The sequence below is a fragment of the Rubrivirga sp. SAORIC476 genome, from assembly GCF_002283555.1.
In the GTDB taxonomy this organism is placed as follows: Bacteria; Bacteroidota; Rhodothermia; order Rhodothermales; family Rubricoccaceae; genus Rubrivirga.
In genome coordinates this window covers 121024-146174 of record NZ_MVOI01000004.1, presented here as the reverse complement: position 1 = coordinate 146174, position 25151 = coordinate 121024, and the positions used below count along the sequence as shown (strand labels likewise).

Sequence of the window (25151 nt, the reverse complement as noted above, 5' to 3'; positions counted from 1 at the left end):
TCTGTTCGCCGGCTCGGCGGCGGAGTTCGGCGACGAGATCCCGAACCCGGAGCGGGCGGCGTACATCCGGAGCCTCTCCGAGGCGATCGACGACGCGGCGCTGCGCGAGAACTACGCCCAGTTCGCCACCTACATCGAGACGGAAGCCCCAGATCACATCGTGATCAGGGACTCGACCGTCCAGACTCTGCTGGAGCACCTTGCGGGTGGTACGCTGAGAGGCTCAGGCGTACTTCGTCTGGTCCAGATCGTGCGCCAGCAGCCGGAGCGAATCGCTGATCTCGGAAGTGACCCCGCTGAGGTCACGAGTCGTCTGGCGGGGTTGCCCGAGGTCCTTGCCCAAGTGGACAACCCTCAGACACTCAACGCGCTTTCGGCCCGCGCCCGTCGTGAGGGCGACACGGCACGCGCCAATGAACTCCTCCAGCGCGCCATCGACAATGCCGAGTCGAATGCCCAACGGGCCGACTTCTACTACTTGGCCGGTCAGTACGACCGCGCCCTGCAGGTCTTCCCGTCGCACGGGCCGAGCCTGTACCGCCGCGCAGGCCTGATCGGGCAGGCTGTCGGTCAGCCGACCACGACGGAAGGTCGGGCCGCCTACTGGTGCCTCGCAGACCTTTACCGCGATGTCGCCGCGCGAACCAGCGGCACCATCGCGCAGAACTCGCGTCGGGCAGCGTCTGCATACGAGCGTGCCGCGCCGACCCGGGAACAGTACTTCCTCAACCCAGGCTGGCGTCCGGGGGAAACGGTCAGAGCCAGCCTTGGGTCCTACGGCCCCTGCACGACGCGCGTCCGCTGACGGGCCCTCCTCGACGCTGACGCGCAGGGAGTTCGCGTCGGTTTCGGTCCATCGAGGCCCACTCGCTCGGGCACTTGTGCGGACAGGGCCGGTATCTTGGAGACACCCTCTCCCCGACCCGCCATGTCCGCCATCGTCTCCGTCCACGCCCGCCAGATTCTCGACAGCCGCGGCAACCCGACCGTCGAGGTCGACGTGATCACCGACGACGGTGCGGTCGGCCGCGCAGCCGTCCCGTCGGGCGCCTCCACCGGCGTCCACGAGGCCGTCGAGCTCCGCGACGGCGACGAGGCCGTCTACATGGGCAAGGGCGTCCTGAAGGCCGTCGCCAACGTCAACGACGTGATCGCGGCCGAGGTCGCCGGGTACGACGTGCTCGACCAGGCAGCGCTCGACGCCGCGCTGATCGACCTCGACGGTACCGAGAACAAGTCGTCGCTGGGTGCGAACGCGCTGCTGGGCGTCTCCCTGGCCGCCGCGCGCGCGGGCGCCATCGTGACCGGCCTTCCGCTCTACAGTTACCTCGGCGGTGCCAACGCCCGCCGCCTGCCGGTTCCGATGATGAACATCATCAACGGCGGGCGCCACGCCGACAACTCGGTGGACTTCCAGGAGTTCATGGTGATGCCCGTCGGCGCGACGTCCTTCTCGGAGGGCCTCCGGATGGGCGTCGAGACCTTTCACCACCTGAAGGCGGTCCTCAAGAAGAAGGGCTACTCGACGGCCGTGGGGGATGAGGGCGGCTTCGCCCCCAACCTCGGCTCCAACGAGGAGGCCATCGAGGTCATCCTGGAGGCCATCGACAAGGCGGGGTATGAGGCCGGGCAGGACCTCTTCATCGCCCTCGACCCGGCCGCGTCGGAGATGTACCAGGACGGCAAGTACGTCTTCTACAAGTCCGACCCGGACCGGAAGCTCTCCTCTGAGGAGATGGTCGACTACTGGGCCGGCTGGGTGGACGAGTACCCGATCATCTCGATCGAGGACGCCATGGACGAGGACGACTGGGACGGCTGGGCCTCGCTGACCGAGCGCTGCGGCGAGACCATCCAGATCGTCGGCGACGACCTCTTCGTGACCAACACGGACCGGCTGCAGCGCGGCATCGACGAGGACACGGCCAACGCCATCCTGATCAAGTGCAACCAGATCGGCACGCTGACGGAAACCATGGAGGCGGTCGATCTGGCGCACCGCTACGCCTACGCGTCGGTGATGAGCCACCGCTCGGGCGAGACCGAGGACACCACCATCGCCGACCTGGCCGTGGCGTGCGGATGCGGGCAGATCAAGACAGGCTCGGCGTCGCGGAGCGACCGCCTCGCGAAGTACAACCAGCTGCTCCGCATTGAGGAGCTGCTCGGCGACTCGGCGATCTACCCGGGGATGGAGGCCTTCCGTTTCTAGGGTGAGAGCGGTTCCGGCGCCCGGTTTCCCCCGAGCGCCGGAACCGGCTACCTTTGCCCTGTCCCCCTCACCTCGCCATGTCGAAGCGTCTCCGCCGCAACGTGCTTCTGCTGGGCCTCGTCGGGCTCGCCCTCTGGGTCGCCTTTTTCGACAGCCACAGCGTGCTCCGTCGCGTCAGCTACGCCCACGAACTGGACCGGCTGACGGTGGAGAACGACCGACTGACGGCAGAAAACGAGGCCCTGGCATCGATGCTGGAAGCAGGCCTGGACGATGCGACCCTGGAGCGCGTCGCTAGGGAGGAGTACGGCATGCGACGCCCGGGTGAGCGCGTCTACCGAGTGGAGGCCGGCGAGTAGATGCTGCATGCCTCTTCCGAGTATGCCGTCGGCGTCGATCTCGGCGGGACGAACCTGAAGGTTGCGCTTGTCGAGCGCGCCGAGGGGATCGTCCGCCAGGCCGTCCTCCCCACCGAGGCGGACCAGGGACCGGAGCGCGTGCTCCAACGGATCGTGGAGGGGGTGGTGCGCGTGGTCCAGGGCTTCGAGGCGCACGGTCGGGTGGAAGGCATCGGCATCGGGGCGCCGGGGGTGGTTTCGATGGACCGCTCGACGGTCATCCGCCCACCCAACATCCCCGGTTGGGACTCCGTCCACCTCGGCGACCACCTCGGCCCCATGCTCAGTGCGGCAGGCATCGACGTGGCTGGGCCGATCATCGCCGAGAATGACGCCAACGCGGCCGCCCTGGGCTCGGCGTTCTACGGCTCCGGGCGTCCCTTCGACTCGTTCGTGATGGTGACGCTGGGGACCGGCGTCGGCGGAGCGATCGTGTTCGACAACCGGCTCTTTCGCGGCGTCACCGGGGCCGCGGGTGAGATCGGGCACATGTCGATCGACTACGAAGGACCGTACGACCGCGCGGGCGTCGCAGGCGCCATCGAGGCCTACCTCGGACAGCGGTTTCTCTCCCGGCACGCCCGCTACCAGCTCCTCGCCCGCGATACGGATCTCCACGAGACGTCGGGCGATGACCTCAAGGACGTGACGCCCGAGCGAGTCCACTCGGCCGCGCTCGCGGGAGACGAGGCAGCCATCGAGGTGCTCGCGTGGGCGGGCCACAAGCTGGGCGTCCTGCTCGGGTCCGTGGTCAACCTGCTGGACATCCGCAAGGTCATCGTCGGCGGCGGCGTGTCGCGAGCCGGAGACCTGCTGCTCGAACCGGCCCGCCGGGCGATGCTGCGGGCCGTCATCCCGTCCATGTCGGAGGGGATCGAGATCGTGCAGGAGACACGGGGCAACGATGTCGCGATGCTGGGCGCCGCGCGCCTGGTGTTCGAGCACATCGACGACGCCACTTGAGCCGGTGGCGCACCGCGCACGATCCCGTGACCGCGTCCGTTGGAGCCCTGTGGTCCGCCGAGTACGCTTCGCCCCCTTCCTTCTGGCCCTCCTCTGTGGGGTCGGAGCCCGTGCGCAGGATGTCCCTCCGGATACGCTGGCTGATCGGTCCGCCGCGGTCGACTCCCTGGCGCGGCCCGTCCCGGCGGACACCGTCGACACGCTGCGTCCGGCCTCCCCGCTGACGCTCTCCGTTCCCCGCGCCCCTGCCGCGGACGGCGGCCTCGACCAGCCGATCCGCTACACCGCGACCGACTCGCTCCGGATCACGCTCGCGCCGCGCGGCGCGCCTGCGGACGGTCCCGGGGATGTGGTGTCCCTGTTCGGGAACGTGCAGTCGGAGTACGAAGGCGCCCAGATCTCCGCCGGGAGGGTGGACTATGAGGCAGGGCGCGAGTTGCTCCGCGCGTCCGGCCTCCCGTCTGACTCCGGGTCCGTCGGGGCGCCACAGTATCAGGGCGAGGAAGGGCAGTTCTCGGGGCGCGAGGTCGTCTACAACCTCCGCACTCGCCGCGGACGCGTGACGGGCGCGCGGACCGCCATCGACGACGGCTTCCTTCTCGGGGGCATCTTGAAGCAGCAGGACGAACACGTGGTGTTCGCCCAGAACGCGGCCTACACGACGTGCGAGTTGGATCATCCCCACTATGCTCTCGAGGCGGGCCGCATCAAGGTGGTCGACGGGGAGCGGGTCTACACGGGGCCGGTCCGCCTCCGCCTGCTCGGGATTCCCATGCCGCTGATCCTGCCGTTTGGCTACTTCCCGGCGGCGGAGGGCCGGCGCAGCGGCCCGCTGAAGATCGACTATGGCACCGAGACGAGCTACGGGGTCTACCTGGACGGCGGGTGGTACTGGGCCATCAGCGACTACCTGGACGCACAGGTGCGTGGCAAGGGTGGCACGGAGGGCTCCTTCAACCTGTCCGGGCAGGTTCGCTACAACCGGCGCTACGCCTACTCCGGGCAGGTGAGCCTCGACTACGGGCGCCTTGTCTCGGGCGAGTCTACGGACCCCGACTACGCGCCACGCACCCCCCTGGGCCTCCGATGGTCGCACAACCAGACGTTCCCGGCGGGCCAGCGGCTGACGGCGAGCGTCAACCTGCAGTCGGTCAGCCAGCGGCTCGTGACCGCGAATGTGAGTGACCAGATCCAGTCCTCGACCTCGTCGTCGGTGTCGTACAGCCAGCAGTGGTCGCGGGTCGGACGGTCGCTCTCGGCGTCGCTGCAGGCCTTCCAGGACTTCGCCAACAACCGCACCACGGCGACGCTGCCTCAGGTCACGGTGTCGCAGCAGCGCGTCTTCCCCTTCCGCCGCGGTCGCGACGACCGCTGGTTCGAGAAGATCAGCCTGAGCTACTCCGGCAACGCCCAGAACGCGTTCGCCTTTCAGCCGCTGAGCGATTCGACGGGCATCTCGGCGCTCGACGCGCTCTTCAGTGCCAGTGCCTTCCAGGAAGCGACCTGCACCGACCCGACCGGCGCGACGTGCAACGCGACCCGGTTCGACTACCTCGTCACGCAGAGCATCCCCATCAGCGCCTCGTTCTCTGTGCCGCGCTACAACCTCACGCTCGGCCCGAACCTGACGTACACCGAGACGTGGACCGACGAGGCGGTGGTCCAGACCTACGACGCCACCCTCGGCCGGGCCGTCACGACGCGGGAGCCCGGGTTCACGCCGTTCCGCCGCTTCGTCGCCAGCGCGAGCGTGGGCACGGAGTTGTTCGGCACGTTCCCGATCCGGGTCGGCGCGCTGGACGGCGTGCGCCACACGATCACGCCACAGGCCTCCCTCTCGTTCGAGCCCGACTACGCCGACCTCGGCTTCGTCAAGGAGGTCCAGGCCGACTCGACCGGCCGGACGACACGCTATGCCATCAACTCGTCGATCCCGACCGACCCGACCCGCGCGCTCTCGTTCTCGGTCCAGAACACCTTCGTCGGTCGCACCGTGCGGACCGACTCGACCGGCGAGGAGCGACGCCAGACGCGCCAGCTCCTGTCGCTCAGCTTCTCGGGAGGCTACAACTTCGCTGCCGAGCGCGAGCCGTTCCGGCCCGTGAGCGCTCGTTTTACGACCACCGCCTACGGCTTCAACGCCAACGGCAGCGCCTCGTACTCCGCCTACGCCGTCGACACGCTCGGTACGCCGACGCCGCTCACCTATTTCGAGACGTCCGGGCGACCGCTGCGGCTCACAAACGCGAGCCTGAACATCAGCCGGAGCTTCCAGTCGGCCCGGCGGACGGGGCCGCGGGACGAGCGGCCCGTGCTCGGGCAACCCTTCGCAGGCGATCCCTACGACCCAAGCTCCGTCATCCCGCGCCGCACCGTGGTCGGCTACGTCGACTACGCCGCACCGTGGTCGGTCTCCGTCGGCCTGACCCTGAACCGGAGTTCGTCTGGCTTCGGGGAGCCGACCACGCTCGCCACCCTCGACCTGTCCCAGTTCAACGCTCGGCTCACGCCCAACTGGTCGGTGACCGGCAGCACCGGCATCGACCTGACCTCGATGGAGATCACCACCACGCGCCTCGGGCTGCGGCGAGACCTCCACTGCTGGGAGTTGGCCATGAACTGGCAGCCCATCGGCATCACGAAGCTGTTCTCGGTCTCGCTCTACGTCAAGAGTGGGTTCCTGCGCGACATCCTCCGCCTCGACGTGCCGAACTCGACCGTCCGCACCGGCGGATTCGGACAGGCGTTCTGACCCCACCGGCCCGGGTCTTGCCCATCTGGGTGGCAGCACCCTCGCGCGAGCGGGCCGCGCCTGTGGACTCAACGGAACGCGTGCGTTTCGAAACGGACCGGTTGTTTCTGCTCACTTGGCCGAGAGACGACACTGGAGGGCTTCGCCACGGTGGCATGCCCCTTGCGCGACCCGTCGGCGTCTCCCCTCCACGCCCGTGTCAGTCAGCGCCCAGGTTCTCGGCTACGGCCTCCCTCATGCGATCCGCGCGCTCGTCGAACGCCATCAGGTCGCGCGAGCCAAGACGACCTCCGATCTCTCGCTGGCTCGCCGGCTGCGGGACAGCGTCCGGGCGTCTGACCTCGCCGTAAAGGGACTGACGGTCTACGTCCACGACGGCGCGGTCTCCCTCTACGGCACGGTGCCCGGCACCACCGACCGCGAGCGCGTGCTCTCGATCGTGACCACGATCCCCGGCGTCCGCCGGATCGTCGACCACCTCCGCCTCGCGGACGCGTAGGCGTGCTCTCCGCCTAGCCCAGCAGATCCCCGAGGTCGGCGAGGGCGTCCCGGAGGTCCCGCGTGGGGACGGTCGTCGGCAGGATGCGGCGCTCGCCGGACAATCCGACGCTCTCCCACACATTGTGAGCCTGACGCGCGAGCACGGACGTCCGCAGGGTCAGCCCGTGGCGTTCGAGGATCGGCCCGACCTCGTCCGCACGGTCGCGGAGTTGCTCCATCGTCGAGCGGTAGGCGTGCTCAATGACCTCCTTGCGAGAGGAGAACGAGAACACGTTGGTGAAGAACATCCGGTAGTCGTCCTTGCGCGGCTCGAAAAGCAGCAGGTCCGCCCCAGCGTAGCGTCCCTGATAGGACGCCATCCCTGTGCCCATGCGGCTGTGGATGAGCGTCCGGAAGGTCTGGCTCATGACGCCTGGCATGCCGCGGTCCGTGAGGCGCCCGCGGCGCATGGCGCCCTCGGCGACCGCGCGGGCCGTGTCGACCGGCACGATGGGGTTGACGCAGATCACCAGCCCGGCGCCGTGCTCGAAGGCGACCGACGCGTGGACCGTCTTGTTGAGGACGCCGTCGACGTAATAGCGCCCCTCGATCTCGACCGGCGGATACAGACCTGGCAGGGCGGTGGACGCCTGCACGGCCATCGAAATAGGCACGTGGTCCTCGCCCTCCTCCCCGAAGACGATGGTCTCGCTGGAGTCGAGGTCGGTGGCGACGACGTACAGCGGGTTCTTTAACTGCCGGAAGTCGTCCGTCCGCCCGGCCGGCTCGAACAGCTTCTTGAGGTACGCGCGCAGGGGCCCGTTGTCGAACACGCCGACCGGCAGCGCCCGCCCGAGACGCTCGACCAGGGCCGACACGAAGCCGCTCGTTCCCTTCGGGTCGTCAACGACGGAGCGGAACGCGTCCCAGATCAAGCCGGGGATCTGAAGGCCACGCTTCGCATACTCGCCGAAGGCGGGTGACATGAACAGCTCGGGCCGGAACGGGTGGTCGGTCGGCTCCTCCCCCACTGCGGACCGGACCAGTTGAGCCGTCGTGATGCCGTTGGCGAGCGATGCTCCCACGAACGCTCCCGCAGACACGCCGACCGTGACGCGGACATCGTTCAGGTCGAGGCCGTCGAGGGCATCGTCGAGGGCGCGGAGGACGCCGATCTCGTAGATGGCGCCTTCGGGACCGCCGCCCGCCAGGGCGAGGCCGACGAAACCGGTGCGATGATGGTCAGCGAGTTGCATGGGATCAGGGGGACGTAGGGCTCAAACATGCCGCGGGCGGACGCGGGGTTTCCGCGCCCGCCCGGGTGGTGGGATCGCAGGCGGGGTTAGCCGCGCTGCTCCTGCACGCGGGCGAAGGCCTTCTCAGCCTCCTCCTTGCCCTGCACCTTCTCGACGACCACGTCGCCGATCCGGATCTCGTACCAGCCTCCGCCGACGGCCTCCAGAATGAGGTCGGCGGGAGCTGTGCGCTCCTCCTTGAGGCGCTCGATCTGGGACGTAAGGCGCTCGACGCTGGCGGTCAGCTCCGAGATCTCCGTCCGCGTGGGGACGCCGAGGCGCTTCATGACACCGGAGACGGCATCGCTGAGCTGGGTCTCGGCCTTGTCGGCCGTCTCACCAGCGACGTACTTGGCATCCTGAACGCGGTCCTTGACGGCGTCCGTCGCCTTCTCCGCCTCCCCGCCGATCTGCTCACGGATCGCACGGACGCGGTCCATGCCGAGGCCGGGCAGCTCGACCTTCTTGCCGCGCTTGACGAGCTTGTTGAAGGTCTTCGAACCTTCCTCCTCGGCGAGCGCGAGCGCGCCCAGGCCCGCGAGGAACACCTTCTGGACAGCATCCTGCACGTCGCCGGCCGCCTCGGTGAGGTCACGCTGGACCGACTCGACAGTGGTCTTGGCGGTGGCGACCGCGTCGTCGGCGGTCTTCTGGAGCTCCTTGCGGAGGGACTTGGGGGTCTGGGTCTTGGTAGCCATGGGTGTTGGGGGATGGTCCGGACGAGCCGGAGGGTTACGCGTCTGTCTGAGGGGTGTCGTCAAGGTCGGCGAGCGAGCGCTCAAGGCCGTCGAGGCGGGCACGAAGGCGCTCCATCTCGTCGCGCACTTCGCCGACCAGCCCACCGGGGCGGATCTTGTCGACGGCGCGCGTGGTCAGGTCGTCCACGCCGCGACGGGCCTGGGTGAGGCCGGTCTCGACGACCTTCTCTCCTGCCTTGTAGGCGCGCTCGCCGACGCGCACGAGGTCGTGGAGGAAGTGCGTCGTGAGCAGGCTGCGGCCATTGCGACCCTCCTCCGAGATGATCTGCGTGAGGATGGCCGCGGTCACGTCCTGGCCCGACTTGTTGTCGACCACCTCCACCTCGTCGCCGGAGCGGACGAAGCCCGCGACCTCATCGAGGCTGACGTAGCGGCTCTCGGTGGTGTCGTAGAGCTTGCGGCTCCCGTAGCGCTTGATGAGACGTGGCATGGAGGGGATGTCGGTTCGGCCCCTATGACGCACCGCGGCAACGCTTGTTTCCGCAGTGCGGCATTCGCCCTGAGCTTCACCGACGCCTCACCAAAACAGGCCATTCTCCCTCGTCCTGCCCTCCAAGGAGTCATCGGGCTGCCTTCGACGAGTTCGCCGCCCATCCTCCATGCCGCACTGCGACATCGTCTCTCTCCTCGTGCCCCCGGTCTTAGAGCAAGCCGCGCGTGAGGTGGAAGTACACCACGATCAGGGGCACCGCGACCAGCGTCGCATCGATGCGGTCGAGCAACCCCCCGTGGCCAGGAAGCCAGGTCGCCGAGTCCTTGACACCCACAGACCGTTTGAAGTGACTCTCCGCCAGGTCCCCGAACGGCCCCAGCACGCCACTGGCGAGCGCAATGACGCCCACATCCACCCAGGAGATCGCGTCCCCGAGCGCCCATACCTTGAACGCGGCAACGAGCACGAACGCGCCGACGGCGCCTCCTGCAGCCCCTTCCCACGTCTTCTTGGGGGATACGCGCGTAAAGAGAGGTGTCCGCCCGAAGGCTCGTCCCGCGAGGTACGCGAACGAGTCAGCGCCCCAGATGCTGAACAACACAGCCGTGGTCAGCCAGAACCGATCGATCTCCGCGAGTCCGCTCGCCTCGGAGAGACGGAGGACCAGGAGGCTGCTCGCCAGGAGCGCGGGGTAAAGGACCCCGAAGGCCGTGCCCGCCGCGTCCAGGAGGGGTGTCGTCCGACGGAGATAGAGCACCGCGACGAGCAGCGCTACGATGCCCACGACCAGCACCAGCGGGGCGCCAGGCACGATCGGCCAGAGCGTCGCGCAGGATCCCAGGACGAGCCCCGGCCCCACGAGCGGCTCCGAGCCGCCCGCGCGCACCAGGCCATACAACTCGAACTGGGCGGCCACCGCCACGCAGGCGATCAGCCCGGCGAACACCCAGCCGCCCAGCCACACCGCGCCCACGACGAGCACGGCACCGACCAGCGCCGTCAGAACGCGCTGCGTGAAGTTGGACACCTAGGCGTCCTCGTCGTCCTCGTCCTCGGGGACGCTCAGGCTGATCTCGTCGATGCCCGAGTCGAGGCGGGCCTCGTCGGACGGGCCGTGCGCATCGGGCGCCATCACGTCGGCAGCCATCGCAGCGGCCTCCAGTTCCTCGTCAGTCAGCTGGACCGAGTCAAGGAGGGCCCGGGCGGCCTGCTCGTCCTCGGGGCGGACCATCACGTGCACCGGGGCGAGGTCGCCCACGGTCAGGTTGAAGGCGTGATCGCGCTGGGTCAGCACGACGGCCGCGATCTCTTCCTCGTCGAGGCGGTCGCGGACGAGGTCGGCCTCGAAGTCGGTCGAGCTTTCGAAGACAGAGATCCAGCCCTCGTACGTGCGCGAGGCGCGAGCGTCGGGCGAGTCGTCGCGAGGGGTGCTGGAGGGTTCGTTCATGGGGAGAGAGGCAGAAGGGAGGAATCAGAAGGGAGGTCCACCGGGACCGAGTCCGGGGTGTCGCCCACGACCTGTCGGCGGCGGGCTGCGAGCACACGCATCACGAGGGCGGCCAGGGCGAGACCGGACACGCCAACATACCACGGCACGCCCATCGCCTCGATCGAATCGAGGTCCAGATCCGGGGACTCTCGGGCGAATGCGGTCACCATCACAGCGAGGCCGTTGTTGAGCAGGTGCACCAGAACGCCAGCCCACAGGCTGCCCGTCGCCCAGACCACGAACCCGAGGTAGATCCCCAGCAGGGACAGCGGGACCGCCTGGCTCAGTCGGAGGTGGTACAGTCCGAACAGGATGCCCACCACGACGATGCTGGCTACGGTCCCCCACCCGCGCTCGGCCTGTCGCTGGAGGTACCCCCGGAAGAGCACCTCTTCGCAGAGCGCCGGCGTGATGGCGAGGGCCAGGAACAGGAAACCAGTCGACAACTCGCTGCCTAGCAAGAGGCCTTCGAGCATGTCCACCTGCTGTTGCTCCAGCGTCCGCAGCCACTCGGGCATGGGGATCGATTCGTTGAGCTGGCCGGTCCAGATGACGGCCGGGTAGAGCACCGCCCACCCGAGGGCAGCCAGCCCGAGGCCAGGACCGTCGGGGCGCCGGATGCGGAGATACGCGCGCGTCTCCGGCGAGTGAAGCCGCGCCACCAGCAGCGCGAACAGCCCGAACCCGATGAACTGGCCGACGGTGTTGGCGGTCAGCATCAGGCGGCCGTTCGTCTGCAACTGCTCCAGCAGCATCCCCATGTCCGGAGGTTGGCCGTCGCCGTTCCGGACCACGTCGATGGCGACACCGACGGCGAGCACGATCGGCGCGACAACGAGCTGGAACAGCAGGAAGGCGACCACGAACGCCATGAACGCCGCCAGCAGCGGGTGGAACTGGTTGCGCTCCATCCAGCCCGTCAGAGGGATCGGGCTCGTCGGGCGCCATGCGTCCACGACGGCAGGCTCGGAGCCCACCAGGAGGGGCGCGGGTGGCGCCGGGACGTCCTGGGCGACGGGAGGAAGAGACGGGTCGGTCACGTGAGATGCGGAGGCGGGCGCCCTCAACGGGCAGGGACCGTGCCGGGATTCACGCGGCGCCTACAGGCTCGCCGAGGCGGTCGACCAGCGCTCCCCAATCGCCGTCGAACACCACCACCTCGACGCCGCCGAGCGCGCGGCTGAGGTCCTCCGGCGTCATCTGGCCCGGCCGGTTGTCGAGGAAGAGCCCCTCGAAGTTGACGCAGTCGGGCGGGAGCACCACGAGGTCGCCGAGGGTGCCCGCCTCGGCTCGGGGCCGGAGCTCTGCGAGGAAGCTCTTGAAGTTGAGCAGTCCGCTCACGGTCACCACCTCGCCGAACAGTTTGTTCGCGCACGTCACCACGTCGACCTCCAGCCCGCCGACGGCTTCGAGCAACGGCTCGACGCGGTCCTGCAGCAACGGCGCGGTCAGCTCGCCGGAGACGAGCGTCACCTGGCGCGGCGTGGGCAGCGCGTCGGGGAAGTCCTCGGCCTGGAACGCCAGTTCGTCCAGGAAGTCGCGGCTCATGCCGACGCCGTTCTCCATCAGCGGGTAGCCGTCGTAGCTCTCCTCGTCCGGAAAGTCGAGGTCGGCGAGCAGGTAGACCTCGTCGGAGAGATAGACGAAGCCGCGGCCGATGGCCTCGCGGAAGGTCTCCTGCCAGCGGGCCACCTGCCGGGCCAACTGCCGGGCCTCGGAGGACGTGACGGGTCGCAGATCCAGCAGCTGCTTCCGGTGCTCCGTCAGCCCGACAGGCACGATGCTGACAGAGTACAACTGCTCGTGCAGGTCGAACAGGTCGAGGATCGTCTTGACCAGCATCCCGCCGTCGTTGAAGCCCGGCACGAGCACGATCTGGGCGTGCAGCTCGATGCCGTGGTCGGCGAGGAAGCGCAGCTTCTCGGCCTGACGGTCGCGGAGCGTCCGATGCCCCATCATCTCCGCACGGACGTCGTCGTCGGTGCAATGGACAGAGACGTAGAGCGGGCTCAGGCGCTGCTCGACGATCCGCTCCAGGTCGCGGTCGCGGAGGTTCGTGACCGTGATGTAGTTGCCGTAGAGGAACGACATCCGGAAGTCGCCATCGCGGAAGTACAGCGTGTCCCGCAACCCGACCGGGTTCTGGTCGACGAAGCAGAACACGCAGTCGTCGCCGCAGGTCTTGATGCGGAACTCCTCCAGCTCGACCCCCAGCCCGGCGTCGGGCTCCTTCTCGATGGTCTCCTCGACCAGGGTGCCGCCCTTTCGGACCTTCAGCACCAGCGTCTCGTCGGACGCCTTGAACCGAAAGTCCAGTTCGTCCTCGACCGGCTCACCGTTGATAGCGAGGATCTGATCCCCGGTCGCCCAGCCGAGCGTATCGGCGGGGGAGCCAGGATCGACAGAGGCGATGCGGACGGGCACGGGCGTCGGGAGGGTAGCGCTCCAGAGTAGGCAATCGAGCCCACATCAACGTGAACGGGCGCGCAAAGGATTGTCCGCGGGGAGAGAAGACCGGGTGGAGCCCCTCCCTGCCCGCCTCGGCGCGCTGGCGGCGGCGACGTTAAACACAAAACCCCGATCTCCGAGGAGATCGGGGTCTGTACGCCCGAGAGGATTCGAACCTCTGACCTTCGCATCCGTAGTGCGACGCTCTATCCAGCTGAGCTACGGGCGCGTCGAGGGGGTGACCCCGTCGGCGAGTGCCAAGATAGACTGCTACGGGAAGGGGCCTCAAGTGAAGACGGGGCGGAGGGGCGAGAAGCGCGGCATGCACCACCAGCCGCCTCTCGCTACCGTCGCCTCCTCACCCGTTTCCCTGCCCGGCCTCCGACCCGTCCAGAAACCAGAAGTGGCGGGTCGGGCCGTGGCCGGACCCGAGGGGGACGGCGTGGAGAATGGCCTGCTGGAGATAGGACCGGGCACGCTGGACCGCCTCGGCGAGAGCGAGGCCCCGCGCCAGGTTGGCCGCGATGGCGCTCGCGTAGGTGCAGCCCGTGCCGTGCGTGTGCGGCGTGTCGACGCGAGCCTCCCGGAATACGGACTCCCCGTCGGCCCACATCAGCACGTCCACTGCCTCGGACTCTCCGTCGAGGTGACCGCCTTTGATCAGCACCGCGCCCGGCCCGAGGCGGAGGATGGCGTCGGCCGCGCGGCGCGCGTCGTCCAGCGTGCGCACGTCGAACCCCGCCAACCGCGCGGCCTCGTGCGCGTTCGGGGTGACCAGCGTCGCAAGCGGGATCAGACGCTCTGCGACGGCGCCGACGGCCTCGGGAGCCAGCAGCGCATCCCCGCTCTTGGAGACCATCACGGGGTCCACCACTACCGGCCCCAGGCTGTGCTGCTCGATCCCTTCCGCTACGGCCGCCACGATCTCTGGGCTCGCCAGCATGCCGGTCTTGACGGCGCCGACCGGGAAGTCCTCTGCGACGGCATCGATCTGGGCCGCGACGACCGCCACCGGAATGTCGTGGATGGCCGTGACCGAGTGGCTGTTCTGGGCGGTCACCGCCGTCACGACGGACATGCCGAATACACCGTGCGCCTCGAATGCCTTGAGGTCGGCCTGGATGCCAGCACCGCCCCCGGAGTCGGACCCAGCGATGGTGAGGGCGGTCGGGATCGGAGACGAGGACATGGACAGAGGTGAGAGAGGGCTCAGTCGGAGACTGCAGCCAGGAACTGGGCCACCGTGCGAGGGATGTCCCACGCGAACAGGAGCGACGAAATGGCGGCGGCGCCGTGGGCGCCGACCAGACGGGCGATGCGAGCGCGAGGAGGCGTCATCCCCCCAAGGGCGAGCACGGGCAGGCCCGATCGGTCGGCGGCCAGCCGGAGCGGGTCAATGCCCGCGGGGACGGCATCGGGATGGGTGCGGGTTGCGAAGACTGAGGAGAACGTCGCGTAGTGAGCCCCGCCGCGCGCCGCGACCGCGGCCCCGGTCGCCGAGTGGGTGGAGACGCCGACGGGACCGACGAGGTCGGCTCCGAGCGCGTCGGGCAGCGTCGCGCCTCGCCGCCCGACATGCAGCCCTGCACCGTGCCGGACGGCCACTTCGAGTCGTGCATGAACGGAGACCACCACCTCGCTGTTCACCAGCCGCATCTGCCGAATAAGCTCGGAAGCTGCCTCATCGAATGCAGCATCGTCTGACACGTGATCTCGCAGCGACACCCAGGGGATGCCCGCAGCCACCGCCTGCACGGTACGCTCGCGGATGTCCGCCGCGGCGAGTTCCATCCGACCGGACGCGAACCCATCAGCGATGAGCAGCACCCTCGGCAGCGCTGGCGCCCTCTCCCCGCTCACTCGTCCACCTCGACGCGCCCGTCGTCCGGGGTGGAGGCCTGAGCGTAGAGGCGGCGCGGGATGCGTCCGGCCCGTCGTGCGAGGCGCCCTCCGGCTACCGCGTGCCCGATGGCCGCCGCCATCTGGACCGGGTGCATCGCCCCCGACACGGCGGTATTGAGGAGCACTGCGTCGTACCCGAGTTCCATCGCCCGCGCCGCGTCCGACGCCGTGCCGATGCCGGCATCGACCACCAGCGGCACATCGGGCAGCAGCTCGCGGATGATGCGCAGCGCGTACGGATTGACAAGCCCCATTCCACTCCCAATGGGGGCGGCGAGTGGCATCACGGCGGCGCACCCGAGGTCCGCCAGCTTTCGGGCCGTGATCGGATCGTCGCCGCAGTAGGCGAACACCTCGAACCCGTCGCGCACCAACTCTGAGGCGGCTTTGAGGAGTTGCACCGCGTCCGGGTAGAGGGTCTCCTCGTCTCCGATCACCTCCAGCTTGATCCAGTCGGTCTCCAGCGCCTCGCGGGCGAGGTGGGCGGTAAAGATGGCCTCCTTGGCTGTATAGCAGCCCGCCGTATTCGGCAGCAGGTGGAGCGGCCGGCCGTCGGTGGTGGTCCGCTGGCGGAGCGACCCGAGGAGCGTCTGGCCGTCGCCGGTGGCCCCGAGGTCGACGCGCCGGACGGAGACCGTGACCACCTCGGCTCCGGACGCCTCGACCGACTCCAGCATCGTCTGAAGGCTCGGATACCGGCTGGTCCCGAGGAGCACGCGGCTCGACAGCGTCACGCCGCCTACGCTCCATGTGTCGTCGGCCGGAGCAAGCGGGGACACGACGGTCGGAGCCGCGCCAGGCAGAGAGGTCACCGAGTCGGGGTGGGTCATGTCGAGGGAATCGGTATCAGAGGGCCGGCCGAGACGTTCCCGGGCGCGCACCGGGGCATCGTCCTCAGCCACCCTGGGAGGCCGTGATGATCTCGACGTGGTCGCCGTCGGCCACCTCGGTGGTCGGCCAGAGGGAGCGGGGCACGACGCGGTCCCCCACGGCCACCGCCACGCCAGGGAGGCTGGGGTCGCGCCCGAGGTGGACGAGCAGGGCGTCGATGGCGAGCGGGGTCGACGCGTCTCGCGTCTCGCCGTTGATGCGAAGGGTGGGCACGGATCAGGAGGGAAACCGGAGCGGCGCGAACGGAGCGAGCACGGGCGCTGTTTCGGGCGCGCCCGCCAGGGTGCGGTCCACCGCGGCGGCGACCTCCTCGGCGGTCACCGGAGCCAGCAGGACCCCGTGCCGGTAGTGCCCGGTCGCGTAAAACACGCCTGGGTGGGCACTCTGCCCGAGCAACGGCGCGTGGTCCCGCGAGGCGGGGCGATGGGCCGCCCAGGTCTCGACGAACTCCATTTCCTCGACGCCGGGAACGACCGCCACGGCGCCTTCGAGGAGCCGAAACACACCGCCACCCGTGACTCGCGTGTCCGGCACGCCATCCTCACTCGTCGCGCCGACCACCAGCCGCCCGTCGGCTTTCGGAACGAGGTAGGCGTCGGGGCCGCGGACGACGTGCCGAAGATCGAGACCGCGATCCGGGTCGAGGCGAAGGGCGAGCGCCTGCCCCTTCACGCCGCGCACAGGCGGGGCCGGATCGAGCCCTCCCAGGCTCGCGCTCCACGCCCCCGCGGCGAGCACCACGGCGCGGGCGTCGAGCGTCGTGCCATCGGCCAGCACCACCTCGGGCCGGTCGGCCCCAGGCACGATGCGGGAGACTGGAGTCTCCTCTCGCACGTCCACGCCACTGGCCAAGGCGGCGCGGTGGAGCGCACGGAGCACCGCCCGGTTGTCGACCTGATGATCCCCAGGAGCGACGATGGCGGCGGGCAGGCGAGGGGAAAGCATCGGCTCCAGATCCACGGCCTCCTCGCCACTGAGCCACTCGACGGGGACTCCATGATCTGTCTGGAAGTCGAACAGGCGCCGGAGCGCACGGAGGCTGTCGCGGTCGTCGGCCACCACCAGCGTCCCGTCGTCGCGGTAGCCCACCGACCGCCCCGAGGCGGCTTCGAGGCGACGCGCGAAGACGGGCCACCGGGCAAGGCTTTCCCGCCCGAGGGCGTACAGATCCAGCTCCTCGAAGCCGATCTCGGCCGACGGGGCGAGCATCCCGGCAGCCGCCCAGGTCGCGCCCGCCCCGACGTGCCGGCCCTCCAGCACTCGCACCCGACGCCCACGCTGGGCGAGCTCCCAGGCGACGCCGAGCCCGGCGACCCCGCCGCCGACGACGATGACTTCGAATGAGGGGTCCTGCACGGTGCGCACGGCGATCTTGGGTTGGCAAGCTACCCGCACCCGTCGCCCTCTCCCCTTCTCGCCGCCTCTACCCCATGTCCCCTGGTGCCGAGATCGTGGTCGTGGGTGCGGGATTGGCGGGCGCGTGTGCGGCGCTGGTCCTGAGCCGGACTCACGAGGTCCTGGTGATCGAGGCCGAGGGGCCAGCCCGAGGCGCCAGCGGTGCGGCGGCAGGGATGGTGAACCCGTTCATGGGCCGCAAGGCGAAGGCCGCATGGCGGCACGCAGAGGCCCTCGACGCACTCACGGCCCTCGCCGAAGAGGCTGGCCCTTATCTGTACCAGCGGACGGGCGTCGTCCGGCCGGCGACCACGGCACTCCAGGCGGCGACGTTCCGCGATCGGGCCTCTCTGCACGGGGAGCTGCGGTGGCACCTGCCCGAGGCGAGCGGCGAGCGATGGCCAGCGGTCGCCTCCCCACACGGCACGTTGGAGGTCGCCTCGGGCGGATCCGTGGACATCGCCGCGTTCGTGAGAGCCGCGCTGGAGGTGGTGGTGCAGCGCGGAGGCCGCGTGATGGACGCCACGCTCACCGGGTGGCACGGAACGGCACCTCTTCATGCAATAACGGATCGTGGCACTGTCCAGGCGGCCGCCCTCGTGCTCGCCCTCGGCGACGGCGCCCGCTCCCTCCCAGCTCTGGCGACGCTCCCGCTGCACCGCGTCAAAGGACAGACGGTCCGCCTCGGGCGTCCGGCGACTCTGCTGGCCGACCATCCCGCCATCGCGGGCGCGGGCTACGTGGTGCCCCGAGCCGACGGTGTCCTGGTCGGCGCCACGTTCGAGCACACGTTCACTGACTTCGCACCCGACCCCGCTCGCGACGCGGGCTTGATCGAGCGTGCCTCCGCCCTGGTGCCAGCCCTCGCCCAGGCGGAGGTGATCGAGCGGCAGGCGGGCGTCCGTCTGACCGTTCCGGCCGTCGTGTCGCCTCGCCGCCTTCCCCTCGCTGGACCGCTGCCCGGTCACCCGGGCGTCTGGGTGGTGACCGGGCTCGGCGCCAAGGGGCTTCTGACCGCCCCCCTGATCGCCGAGCGGCTTGCCGATGCGCTCACCGGTCGTCGCCCGCTCCCGGCGGACCTCTGGCCTGCCCCCATCGTGTAATCGCTGCACAGGAACCGCTTCCAGTCCACCGACGGGGCCGACGGGGCGATGCGCCCGCTATCTTCACACCCCCTCCGATCCCGACCCTCCCTATGCCCACGATCGAATCGTACCTCGGCGACGAGGCCGACTCCCTGCTCGGCTTCGACTCGCCTGCCATCTCGAAGGACCGGCTCCACCTGCCCGGCCCCGACTTCGTCGACCGCATCTTCGGCCCGTCCGACCGCTCCATCCCGGTCATGCGGTCCCTGCAGCAGCTGTATGACCACGGCCGCCTCGGCGGGACCGGGTACCTGTCCATCCTGCCCATCGACCAGGGCATTGAGCACTCGGCGGGCGCCTCGTTCGGCAAGAACCCGGACTACTTCGACCCGGAGAACATCATCGAGCTGGCGATCGAGGGCGGATGCAACGGCGTCGCGACGACGTACGGCGCGCTCGGGATGGTGGCGCGGAAGTACGCCCACAAGATTCCGCTCATCCTGAAGGTCAACCACAACGAGCTCCTCACGTACCCGAACACGTTCGACCAGATCATGTTCGCCCGCGTCGAGGAGGCCTGGAACATGGGCTGCGTCGCCATCGGGGCGACGATCTACTTCGGCGCGCCGGAGTCGGACCGCCAGATCCAGGAGGTCTCGCAGGCCTTCGCCCACGCCCACGAGCTGGGCATGGCGACCATCCTGTGGTGCTACGTCCGCAACAGCGGCTTCACGGTCGACGGCGTCAGCTACGAGTCGGCAGCCGACCTGACGGGCCAGGCCAACCACATCGGCGCGACGCTCGAGGCGGACATCCTCAAGCAGAAGCAGCCGACCAACAACGGCGGCTACAAGGCGCTCAACGCGGGCGACAGCAGCTACGGCAAGCTGGACGAGCGCATCTACACCGAGCTCGCCAGCGACCATCCCATCGACCTGACGCGCTACCAGGTGGCCAATGGCTACATGGGCCGCGCCGGCCTCATCAACTCGGGCGGAGGCTCGGGCGCTGACGACTTCGGCCAGGCGGTCCGCACGGCCGTGATCAACAAGCGCGCGGGCGGCATGGGCCTGATCTCGGGCCGCAAGGCGTTCCAGCGCGAGCGCTCCGAGGGCATCCGCTTGCTCAACACGATCCAGGACGTGTACCTCGACGACGCGGTGACGGTGGCCTAACCGGCCTCTGCGCAACACCCGACGAGGGGCGCCGTAGCGATGCGGCGTCCCTCGTTCGTTTGCCCCGGCTGCATGAAGCTCTCCGATACTCTGCTGATCGCCCTCAATGCGTTCCTGATGGCGTTCGCGTTCATCGGATTCGCCAGCGACGACAAGGACACCCTGATGGTGGGCGCGATGCTGGCGATGGTGACCGCCCTGACGAACGGCGTTGCCATCTACCGCCGCCGCGTCCGCGAGCCGAAGCCCGTGGCCCGAGCCGAGCGGGCCTCGCACCCGGTGGACGAGATGGATGCTCGCACCATCCTCGACCTCGACGCACGCCTGGAGGCGCTCGAGCAAGCCCAGGCCGACGCCGTGCGCTGGCGAGAGCTTGCCGAGTCGGGGCAGGCGACGGGACCGGCAGCGCCCGTGGATGGCAACGGGCCGATAGAACCGGTACGCACGCGCTCTCAGGCCTGAACGGCTCCGGCTCGGACCTGGACAGACGCGACGCAGGGGGCGATCTTCGTCGCCCGTTCCCGCCCGTCTCCCCGATGCGCACGCTTCTCCCGCTCCTCGCGGTCCTCGCCGCTCCTGTTCTCGCACAGACGGCCCCCGACTCCGTCGCTGCGGTTCTGCCTGCCCCGTGGCTTGAATCGAGTCCCGAGCCCCGGTCCGGCACACCGCCGGCACGGCCCACCTCGGCGACAGCGCGAGCCCCCGCGGCGAAGCCGGAGACAGCGGCTCCCGTGTTCGATGTGTACGGGGAGTTCGCCGTCGAGGTCGGCGGAGACGACGTGATCGAGTTGCTCCTCACCGACGGGGGCAGCCAGACGCTGAGCGCGGGCCAGGGCGGCACCTTCGCGGCAGGCCTCCGGGCGCGCCCCGTCGCGACGCTTCCGCTGTCGCTGTTCGGGTCGATCGGCTACAAGTTCGTGCTCAACGCCTCCGACAACGCCGACATCCGGCTGACCCGCATCCCCATCGAGTTTGGACTCCGAGCCGATGTCACGGATGCCGTGTGGGCCGAGGCTGCCTACACGCGGCACGCCGGCATCACCCTCTACGGTGACGACTTCTTCTCGGACGTCGACTTCGACGCTGCCGACGGCGCGACCCTCGCGGCAGGCTGGCGATGGATCGGGGCGTCTTACACCGCTATCCGCTACACGTCAGAGGACGGAACCGAGTTCGACGCGAGCAACGTCGGCGTGACGCTCCGACTGGCGCTGTCGGACCGGTAGCGCGTCGGCTTCGCTACGGAGGCGTCTGGCCGGACGCCCCCGAGCCGCCTTCGGTCACGCTGTGCCTCCCACCGTCACCGTCCACAGTTCGGGGTCTGCCGGCTGACCGGGCCGGGAAAGTCGGCCCACGCGTTGGGTCCTCCTGCCCGCCTACTCCGCTGACCGCTCGAACACGAGGAGATGCTGCTGGGGGAGCAGGTTCAGGTTCTCGACGAACCGGAAGCCCGCCGCTTCCACTTCGCGCCGAGCCTGCGCTTCGGTCATCTTGTGGAGGCGCCGGATCGGCACGTCGGGGTCCTCGGCACGGTACTCGACCAGCACCAGGCGCCCCCCGCGTCGGGTCGCCTCGAAGATGGAGGCCAGCATCTCGCGCGGGTGCGAGAACTCGTGGTAGGCGTCGACGAGCAGTGTCAGGTCGGTGGACCGCGGCCGCAGGCCCGTGGACGTCTCGAAGCCGAGCACCGGGGCGACGTTCCCAAACCCTTCTTCCAGGGCACGGTCCTCGATGATCCGCAGCATCTCAGGCTGGATGTCGACCGCGTAGACGCGGCCGTCGGGCACGAGCGGCGCGATCCGGAAGGTGAAGTAGCCCGTGCCCGCGCCGAGGTCGGCGACCACGTCGTCGCGGTCCAGGCCGAGCGCCTCGATCAGGACGTCGGGCTGCTCCTCACGCTCGCGGTCGGCCCGCTCAAGCCAGGCCGCGCCGCGGTGGCTCATCACGCGGGCGATCTCGCGGCCCATGAAGTAGCGCCCGGTGCCGTCCGCCGACGCCGGCCCCTCCTCGTACACCACCGTGGCCTGGGGGGCCATCCCCCGGCTGCTGAACCCCATCCCCTGGGTCGCATCACGAGGTGCGGGTGCGAGCGACTGGCCCACCGTGTCGGCCTCGCGCGACGGGACGGGGGCGGACGCAGGCGTCTGGGCGCGGCACCCGATGGAGGCCAGCGCGATCAGGGACAGGAGCGCGAGCACGCGCATGCGGGGGGCGGAGGATGTGTCCATCAAGCCGCTCGGGGAAGATCTGAAGTCACACCTGGGGGCGAATGAGCGCCGCGGGACGCTCGACCTGGTCGATGCTCGGAACGCCGGTGGCCCCGGGTGTCGCGTACGGCTCGATGAGTTCGACCGACGGCGTCGCGTTGCCCCGCTTCGACCGGATGTTGAGGAACTCCACGATCAGCGCGAACGCCATCGCGGTGTAGATGTAGCCCTTGGAGATGTGCTGGTTCAGCCCCTCGGCGACGAGCGTGACGCCGATCAGGATCAGGAACGCGAGCGCGAGCATCTTGACTGTCGGGTGCCGGTGGACGAAGCTCGAAATGGGCCCCGCGCCCAGCATCATCACCCCGACCGCGATCACGACGGCGATGATCATCACCGCGATGTCGTCCGCCATGCCGACGGCCGTGATGACCGAGTCGAGCGAGAACACGATATCGAGAAGCGCGATCTGGAACAGCACGGCGCCGAACGACGCCGCCTTGGGCTTCTCGGCCGTGTGCTCGCCATCCCCCTCCAGCTTGTGGTGGATCTCATGCGTCGCCTTGCCGACGAGGAAGATGCCGCCCAGCAGGAGGATGATGTCGCGCCCGGTGATGGCCGTCGGGCCGTCCAGCGTCGCCGGGCCGCCATGCCCGCCGACTTCGCGCGCCGTCTCGCCGAGCGGCTGGAGATCGGCGAGGAAGGGCAGCAGGTCGGCCACATCGAAGAGGACCGACGTGAGGCCCATTACCCAGGAGATGGAGAGCAGCAGCAGGATGCGCATGCCCATCGCGAGCCCGAGGCCGATGGTCCGCCCCCGCGGCTGCTGGTGCTCAGGCAGCCGCCCCGTCAGGATCGAGATAAAGATGATGTTGTCGATGCCGAGGACGATCTCCAGCGTCGTCAGCGTCGCGAGCGCGATCCAGGCGTTGGGGTCGGCGATCCAGTCGAACATGTGCGTGTGCAGAGGGGAATCCGAATCTAGCAGCCGCCGGTGCCCGTCGGTGCGAGGGCGGCGAGCGTGTTTCGTATCCGCCCGGCCGAGATCGGCGCGTGCCTGCATCTCCGACGGGCCGAACCCCGAACCCCCGCCTCGGTACCTTCCTCGACCTGGACGCCCCTCCCCGCCCGATGCCCGACACGCCCGCCGCCGACCCGCTCGCCCACTACCCCCGTTGGGCGCGCGAGCTCGCCCGCCGCTACTTCACCAAGACGCTCAACCAGTTCATCCTGCACGGCAACGTCCGAGACCTCGTGCCGACGGTCGACGACCGCGGGGAGCGTGCCTACGTCCCGCTCCGCGAGTTCCTCGCCGAGGACCTGTTCGCCGGACGCGACGTGGTGGTCTTCTACGACCGCTCCGACGGCATCCACTTCGAGGACGCGGAGAGCCGCAAGGACTTCAACCGGGCGCTGAGCGGCTACGACACCATCTTCGGCACCGAGTACGCGAAGAAGCTCCCGAAGGACCCGGCCCGGGTGTTCGCGCTCCTCGACAACTACTTCCGCCTGCGGCTGGCCGACGGCAAGCGCGTCGCCTGCGTGGTGGACTACGCCGAGACCATCATCCCGATGTCGGAGGCGGCGAGCTACTCGACCGAGGACCGCTCCGCGCTCGTGACGCTCCAGAAGTGGGCCCACGACCCGCTTCTGCTGCGGAGCGACTTCACGCTGGCGCTCATCGCCGAGAACCTGAACGACCTCTCGCGAGCGTTCATCCAGAGCCCCTACAACGCAGAGCTGGAGATCGACTTCCCCGGCCACGAGGAGCGAGAAGGATTCGTCCGCTGGTTCCTAACGGCACAACGCGATGGCCGGGGCCGGTTCGACCGCCTCTCCTCCGTCGGGGACCTGACACTGGCGCAGAACACCGCCGGACTGGGCTATGTCCAGCTCCGGACCATCCTGGCAGATGTCCTCGAAAACGAGCGCCCGCTCACCTTTGAGACGCTGAGCGAGAAGAAGAAGGAGCTCATCGAAGCCGAGGCCTATGGCCTGCTGGAGTTCGTCGAGACCGACTACACGCTCGACATGGTCGCCGGGCACGCCGAGGCGAAAGCTCACCTCCGCGCCGCTGCCGAGGCCATCAAGGCGGGCCGCCCGGACGTGATGCCGATGGGCTACCTCGTCTCCGGCCCGGTCGGCACCGGTAAGACGTTCATGGTGACCACCTTCGCGGGGGAGATCGGGATCCCCATGGTCAAGCTCAAGAACTTCCGCAGCCAGTGGCAGGGCGTCACAGAGGGCAACCTCGAGAAGATCCTCACGCTGCTCCGGGCCATGAACCCTGTCGCTGTCATGATCGACGAGGCGGATGCCGCACTCGGGGACCGCAGCGCGTCGGGCGATTCAGGCGTGTCGAGCCGCGTGTTTGGTCAGATCGCGCAGGCCATGTCCGACACCCGGTTCCGCGGCAAGATCATCTGGTTCCTGGTCACGGCGCGCCCGGACCTCATGCCGGTCGACCTCAAGCGCCAGGGCCGCGCCGAGGAGCACCTGGGCCTCTTCTATCCCTCGACGCGCTCCGACCGCGAGGAGCTCATCAAGGTGATGATGCGCAAGACCGGCGTGGAGGTGGAGATGTCCGAGATCCCGGAAGCGCTCCTCGACGGCGAACGGACCTACTCCGGAGCCGACATGGAGGCGCTGCTCACGCGGGCAAAATTCCGCGCCGCCACTCACGCGCTCGACGAACCCGCCCCCGAGTCCGCTGCCGACCTCGCGTCTGGCGATGGAATGGCCGAACCCGACGTTCCGCTCGCACCGAGCGAGTTAAAGGCTTCCGACGCCGGGCCGAAGCCGATCGACCGCGAGATCCTCCAGGCCGTCGTGGAGGACTTCGTTCCGCCCTCGTATCCGCTTCAGGTCGAGCTTCAGACGCTCGTCGCCGTGATGGAATGCACCAGTCGTTCGATGCTCCCCGAACGGTTCCGCTCTCTCGATCGAGAGGCAACCGTCCGGCGTGTCGGTGAGCTCAAACGACTGGTGGGCGAGCGATGACGGGCGCTACTTCTTGTGGTAGGCCTTGTGCATCTTCTGATACAGGTCGTACGAGAGCAGGACGGCTTCCGGCTCGTTGTTCTTCTGGATCATGATGCCTGTGTTGAGATCCTTCGCCTGGTCGATCAGTGCCGACGTTTTGGAGCGGAGTTCGGTCACGGTGGCGATGGCCTCGATGCCCTGGGTGCTGTACATCCGGGTGGGGGGGTAAGAAGTGGTGTGGTAGAGCGTGCGGCGCTGTGTGTGGTGGGCACCGCAGCGCCTAAAC

Annotated in this window: 26 protein-coding genes and 1 tRNA gene; 11 read left to right on the top strand and 16 right to left on the bottom strand. The window is 69.1% G+C overall.

The features are described from left to right. The 6 genes from B1759_RS19715 to B1759_RS19710 form a co-directional block, all read left to right on the top strand. Positions 1–805 (top strand): M48 family metallopeptidase (locus tag B1759_RS19715; protein ID WP_158225222.1); only part of this gene is annotated, 805 nt, incomplete at its 5' end. A 123-nt stretch (positions 806–928) separates the two neighbouring features. Next, positions 929–2212: a phosphopyruvate hydratase gene (gene eno, locus B1759_RS11505; RefSeq protein ID WP_095515222.1), complete on the top strand. Its 1284-nt coding sequence runs from the start codon at positions 929–931 to the stop codon at positions 2210–2212. Positions 2213–2289: 77 nt separating this feature from the next. Next, positions 2290–2571, top strand: coding sequence for a septum formation initiator family protein (locus B1759_RS11500; RefSeq protein WP_095515221.1), 282 nt, complete (start codon positions 2290–2292; stop codon positions 2569–2571). Further along, complete coding sequence (locus B1759_RS11495; RefSeq protein ID WP_095515220.1) at positions 2572–3573, top strand: ROK family protein; 1002 nt, start codon at positions 2572–2574, stop codon at positions 3571–3573. A gap of 49 nt (positions 3574–3622) precedes the next feature. Next, positions 3623–6325: a putative LPS assembly protein LptD gene (locus B1759_RS11490; protein ID WP_095515219.1), complete on the top strand. Its 2703-nt coding sequence runs from the start codon at positions 3623–3625 to the stop codon at positions 6323–6325. 196 nt (positions 6326–6521) lie between these two features. Beyond that, positions 6522–6824 (top strand): BON domain-containing protein, encoded by a 303-nt coding sequence (locus B1759_RS19710; RefSeq protein WP_158225221.1) that lies wholly within the window; start codon positions 6522–6524, stop codon positions 6822–6824. Positions 6825–6837: 13 nt separating this feature from the next. On the opposite strand, the gene B1759_RS11480 is transcribed toward B1759_RS19710, so the two are convergent. From B1759_RS11480 to thiO, 13 genes are all read right to left on the bottom strand, one after another. Further along, on the bottom strand, positions 6838–8061 hold the full coding sequence (locus tag B1759_RS11480) for a patatin-like phospholipase family protein (protein ID WP_095515217.1): 1224 nt from the start codon (positions 8059–8061) through the stop codon (positions 6838–6840). An 86-nt stretch (positions 8062–8147) separates the two neighbouring features. Continuing rightward, positions 8148–8798: a phasin family protein gene (locus B1759_RS11475; protein WP_095515216.1), complete on the bottom strand. Its 651-nt coding sequence runs from the start codon at positions 8796–8798 to the stop codon at positions 8148–8150. A 34-nt stretch (positions 8799–8832) separates the two neighbouring features. Next, complete coding sequence (locus tag B1759_RS11470) at positions 8833–9288, bottom strand: polyhydroxyalkanoate synthesis regulator DNA-binding domain-containing protein (protein WP_095515215.1); 456 nt, start codon at positions 9286–9288, stop codon at positions 8833–8835. Between the two features lie 211 nt (positions 9289–9499). Beyond that, a complete protein-coding gene (locus tag B1759_RS11465; RefSeq protein WP_095515214.1) occupies positions 9500–10318 on the bottom strand; it encodes a phosphatidate cytidylyltransferase in 819 nt (272 codons plus the stop codon). Then, the gene (locus B1759_RS11460) at positions 10319–10738 is read right to left on the bottom strand and encodes a putative signal transducing protein (RefSeq protein ID WP_095515213.1); all 420 of its coding nucleotides are present in this window, start codon (positions 10736–10738) and stop codon (positions 10319–10321) included. Beyond that, entirely contained in the window at positions 10735–11820 is a 1086-nt protein-coding gene (locus B1759_RS11455) for a CPBP family intramembrane glutamic endopeptidase (protein WP_095515212.1), read from the bottom strand. Before B1759_RS11455 ends, B1759_RS11460 begins: the two co-directional genes overlap by 4 nt. Positions 11821–11869: 49 nt before the next feature. Continuing rightward, complete coding sequence (locus B1759_RS11450; protein WP_095515211.1) at positions 11870–13204, bottom strand: DUF512 domain-containing protein; 1335 nt, start codon at positions 13202–13204, stop codon at positions 11870–11872. A 179-nt stretch (positions 13205–13383) separates the two neighbouring features. Further along, positions 13384–13457: transfer RNA gene (locus tag B1759_RS11445), tRNA-Arg, on the bottom strand. Between the two features lie 129 nt (positions 13458–13586). Beyond that, positions 13587–14417, bottom strand: a complete 831-nt coding sequence (gene thiD / locus B1759_RS11440; RefSeq protein ID WP_095515210.1) for a bifunctional hydroxymethylpyrimidine kinase/phosphomethylpyrimidine kinase — start codon at positions 14415–14417, stop codon at positions 13587–13589. Between the two features lie 20 nt (positions 14418–14437). Further along, complete coding sequence (locus B1759_RS11435) at positions 14438–15019, bottom strand: thiamine phosphate synthase (RefSeq protein ID WP_095515209.1); 582 nt, start codon at positions 15017–15019, stop codon at positions 14438–14440. 65 nt (positions 15020–15084) lie between these two features. Beyond that, positions 15085–15960 (bottom strand): thiazole synthase, encoded by an 876-nt coding sequence (locus B1759_RS11430; protein WP_095515208.1) that lies wholly within the window; start codon positions 15958–15960, stop codon positions 15085–15087. A gap of 64 nt (positions 15961–16024) precedes the next feature. After that, the gene (gene thiS, locus B1759_RS11425; protein WP_095515207.1) at positions 16025–16234 is read right to left on the bottom strand and encodes a sulfur carrier protein ThiS; all 210 of its coding nucleotides are present in this window, start codon (positions 16232–16234) and stop codon (positions 16025–16027) included. Positions 16235–16237: 3 nt separating this feature from the next. Further along, a complete protein-coding gene (gene thiO / locus B1759_RS11420) occupies positions 16238–17377 on the bottom strand; it encodes a glycine oxidase ThiO (protein ID WP_095515206.1) in 1140 nt (379 codons plus the stop codon). Between the two features lie 74 nt (positions 17378–17451). Here thiO and B1759_RS11415 point away from each other — a divergent pair, with 74 nt between their 5' ends. The 4 genes from B1759_RS11415 to B1759_RS11400 all read left to right on the top strand — a co-directional run bounded on the left by B1759_RS11415 (position 17452) and on the right by B1759_RS11400 (position 20902). Next, positions 17452–18519 carry an FAD-binding oxidoreductase gene (locus tag B1759_RS11415; RefSeq protein ID WP_158225219.1) on the top strand — a complete coding sequence of 356 codons (1068 nt, stop codon included), beginning with the start codon at positions 17452–17454 and terminating at the stop codon, positions 18517–18519. Between the two features lie 92 nt (positions 18520–18611). Further along, positions 18612–19676, top strand: coding sequence for a class I fructose-bisphosphate aldolase (locus B1759_RS11410; protein ID WP_095515204.1), 1065 nt, complete (start codon positions 18612–18614; stop codon positions 19674–19676). 72 nt (positions 19677–19748) lie between these two features. After that, positions 19749–20138 (top strand): hypothetical protein, encoded by a 390-nt coding sequence (locus B1759_RS11405; RefSeq protein ID WP_095515203.1) that lies wholly within the window; start codon positions 19749–19751, stop codon positions 20136–20138. Positions 20139–20212: 74 nt separating this feature from the next. Beyond that, complete coding sequence (locus B1759_RS11400) at positions 20213–20902, top strand: hypothetical protein (RefSeq protein ID WP_143537359.1); 690 nt, start codon at positions 20213–20215, stop codon at positions 20900–20902. Between the two features lie 150 nt (positions 20903–21052). Here B1759_RS11400 and B1759_RS11395 read toward each other — a convergent pair whose 3' ends face one another. After that, entirely contained in the window at positions 21053–21904 is an 852-nt protein-coding gene (locus tag B1759_RS11395; RefSeq protein WP_198948833.1) for a class I SAM-dependent methyltransferase, read from the bottom strand. A gap of 25 nt (positions 21905–21929) precedes the next feature. Next, entirely contained in the window at positions 21930–22838 is a 909-nt protein-coding gene (locus B1759_RS11390) for a TerC family protein (RefSeq protein WP_095515201.1), read from the bottom strand. Positions 22839–23014: 176 nt separating this feature from the next. On the opposite strand from B1759_RS11390, the gene B1759_RS11385 reads away from it, so the two are divergent. Continuing rightward, the gene (locus B1759_RS11385) at positions 23015–24883 is read left to right on the top strand and encodes an ATP-binding protein (protein ID WP_095515200.1); all 1869 of its coding nucleotides are present in this window, start codon (positions 23015–23017) and stop codon (positions 24881–24883) included. Positions 24884–24889: 6 nt separating this feature from the next. On the opposite strand, the gene B1759_RS11380 is transcribed toward B1759_RS11385, so the two are convergent. Continuing rightward, the gene (locus B1759_RS11380; protein ID WP_095515199.1) at positions 24890–25078 is read right to left on the bottom strand and encodes a type II toxin-antitoxin system Phd/YefM family antitoxin; all 189 of its coding nucleotides are present in this window, start codon (positions 25076–25078) and stop codon (positions 24890–24892) included. Positions 25079–25151: the final 73 nt, after the last annotated feature.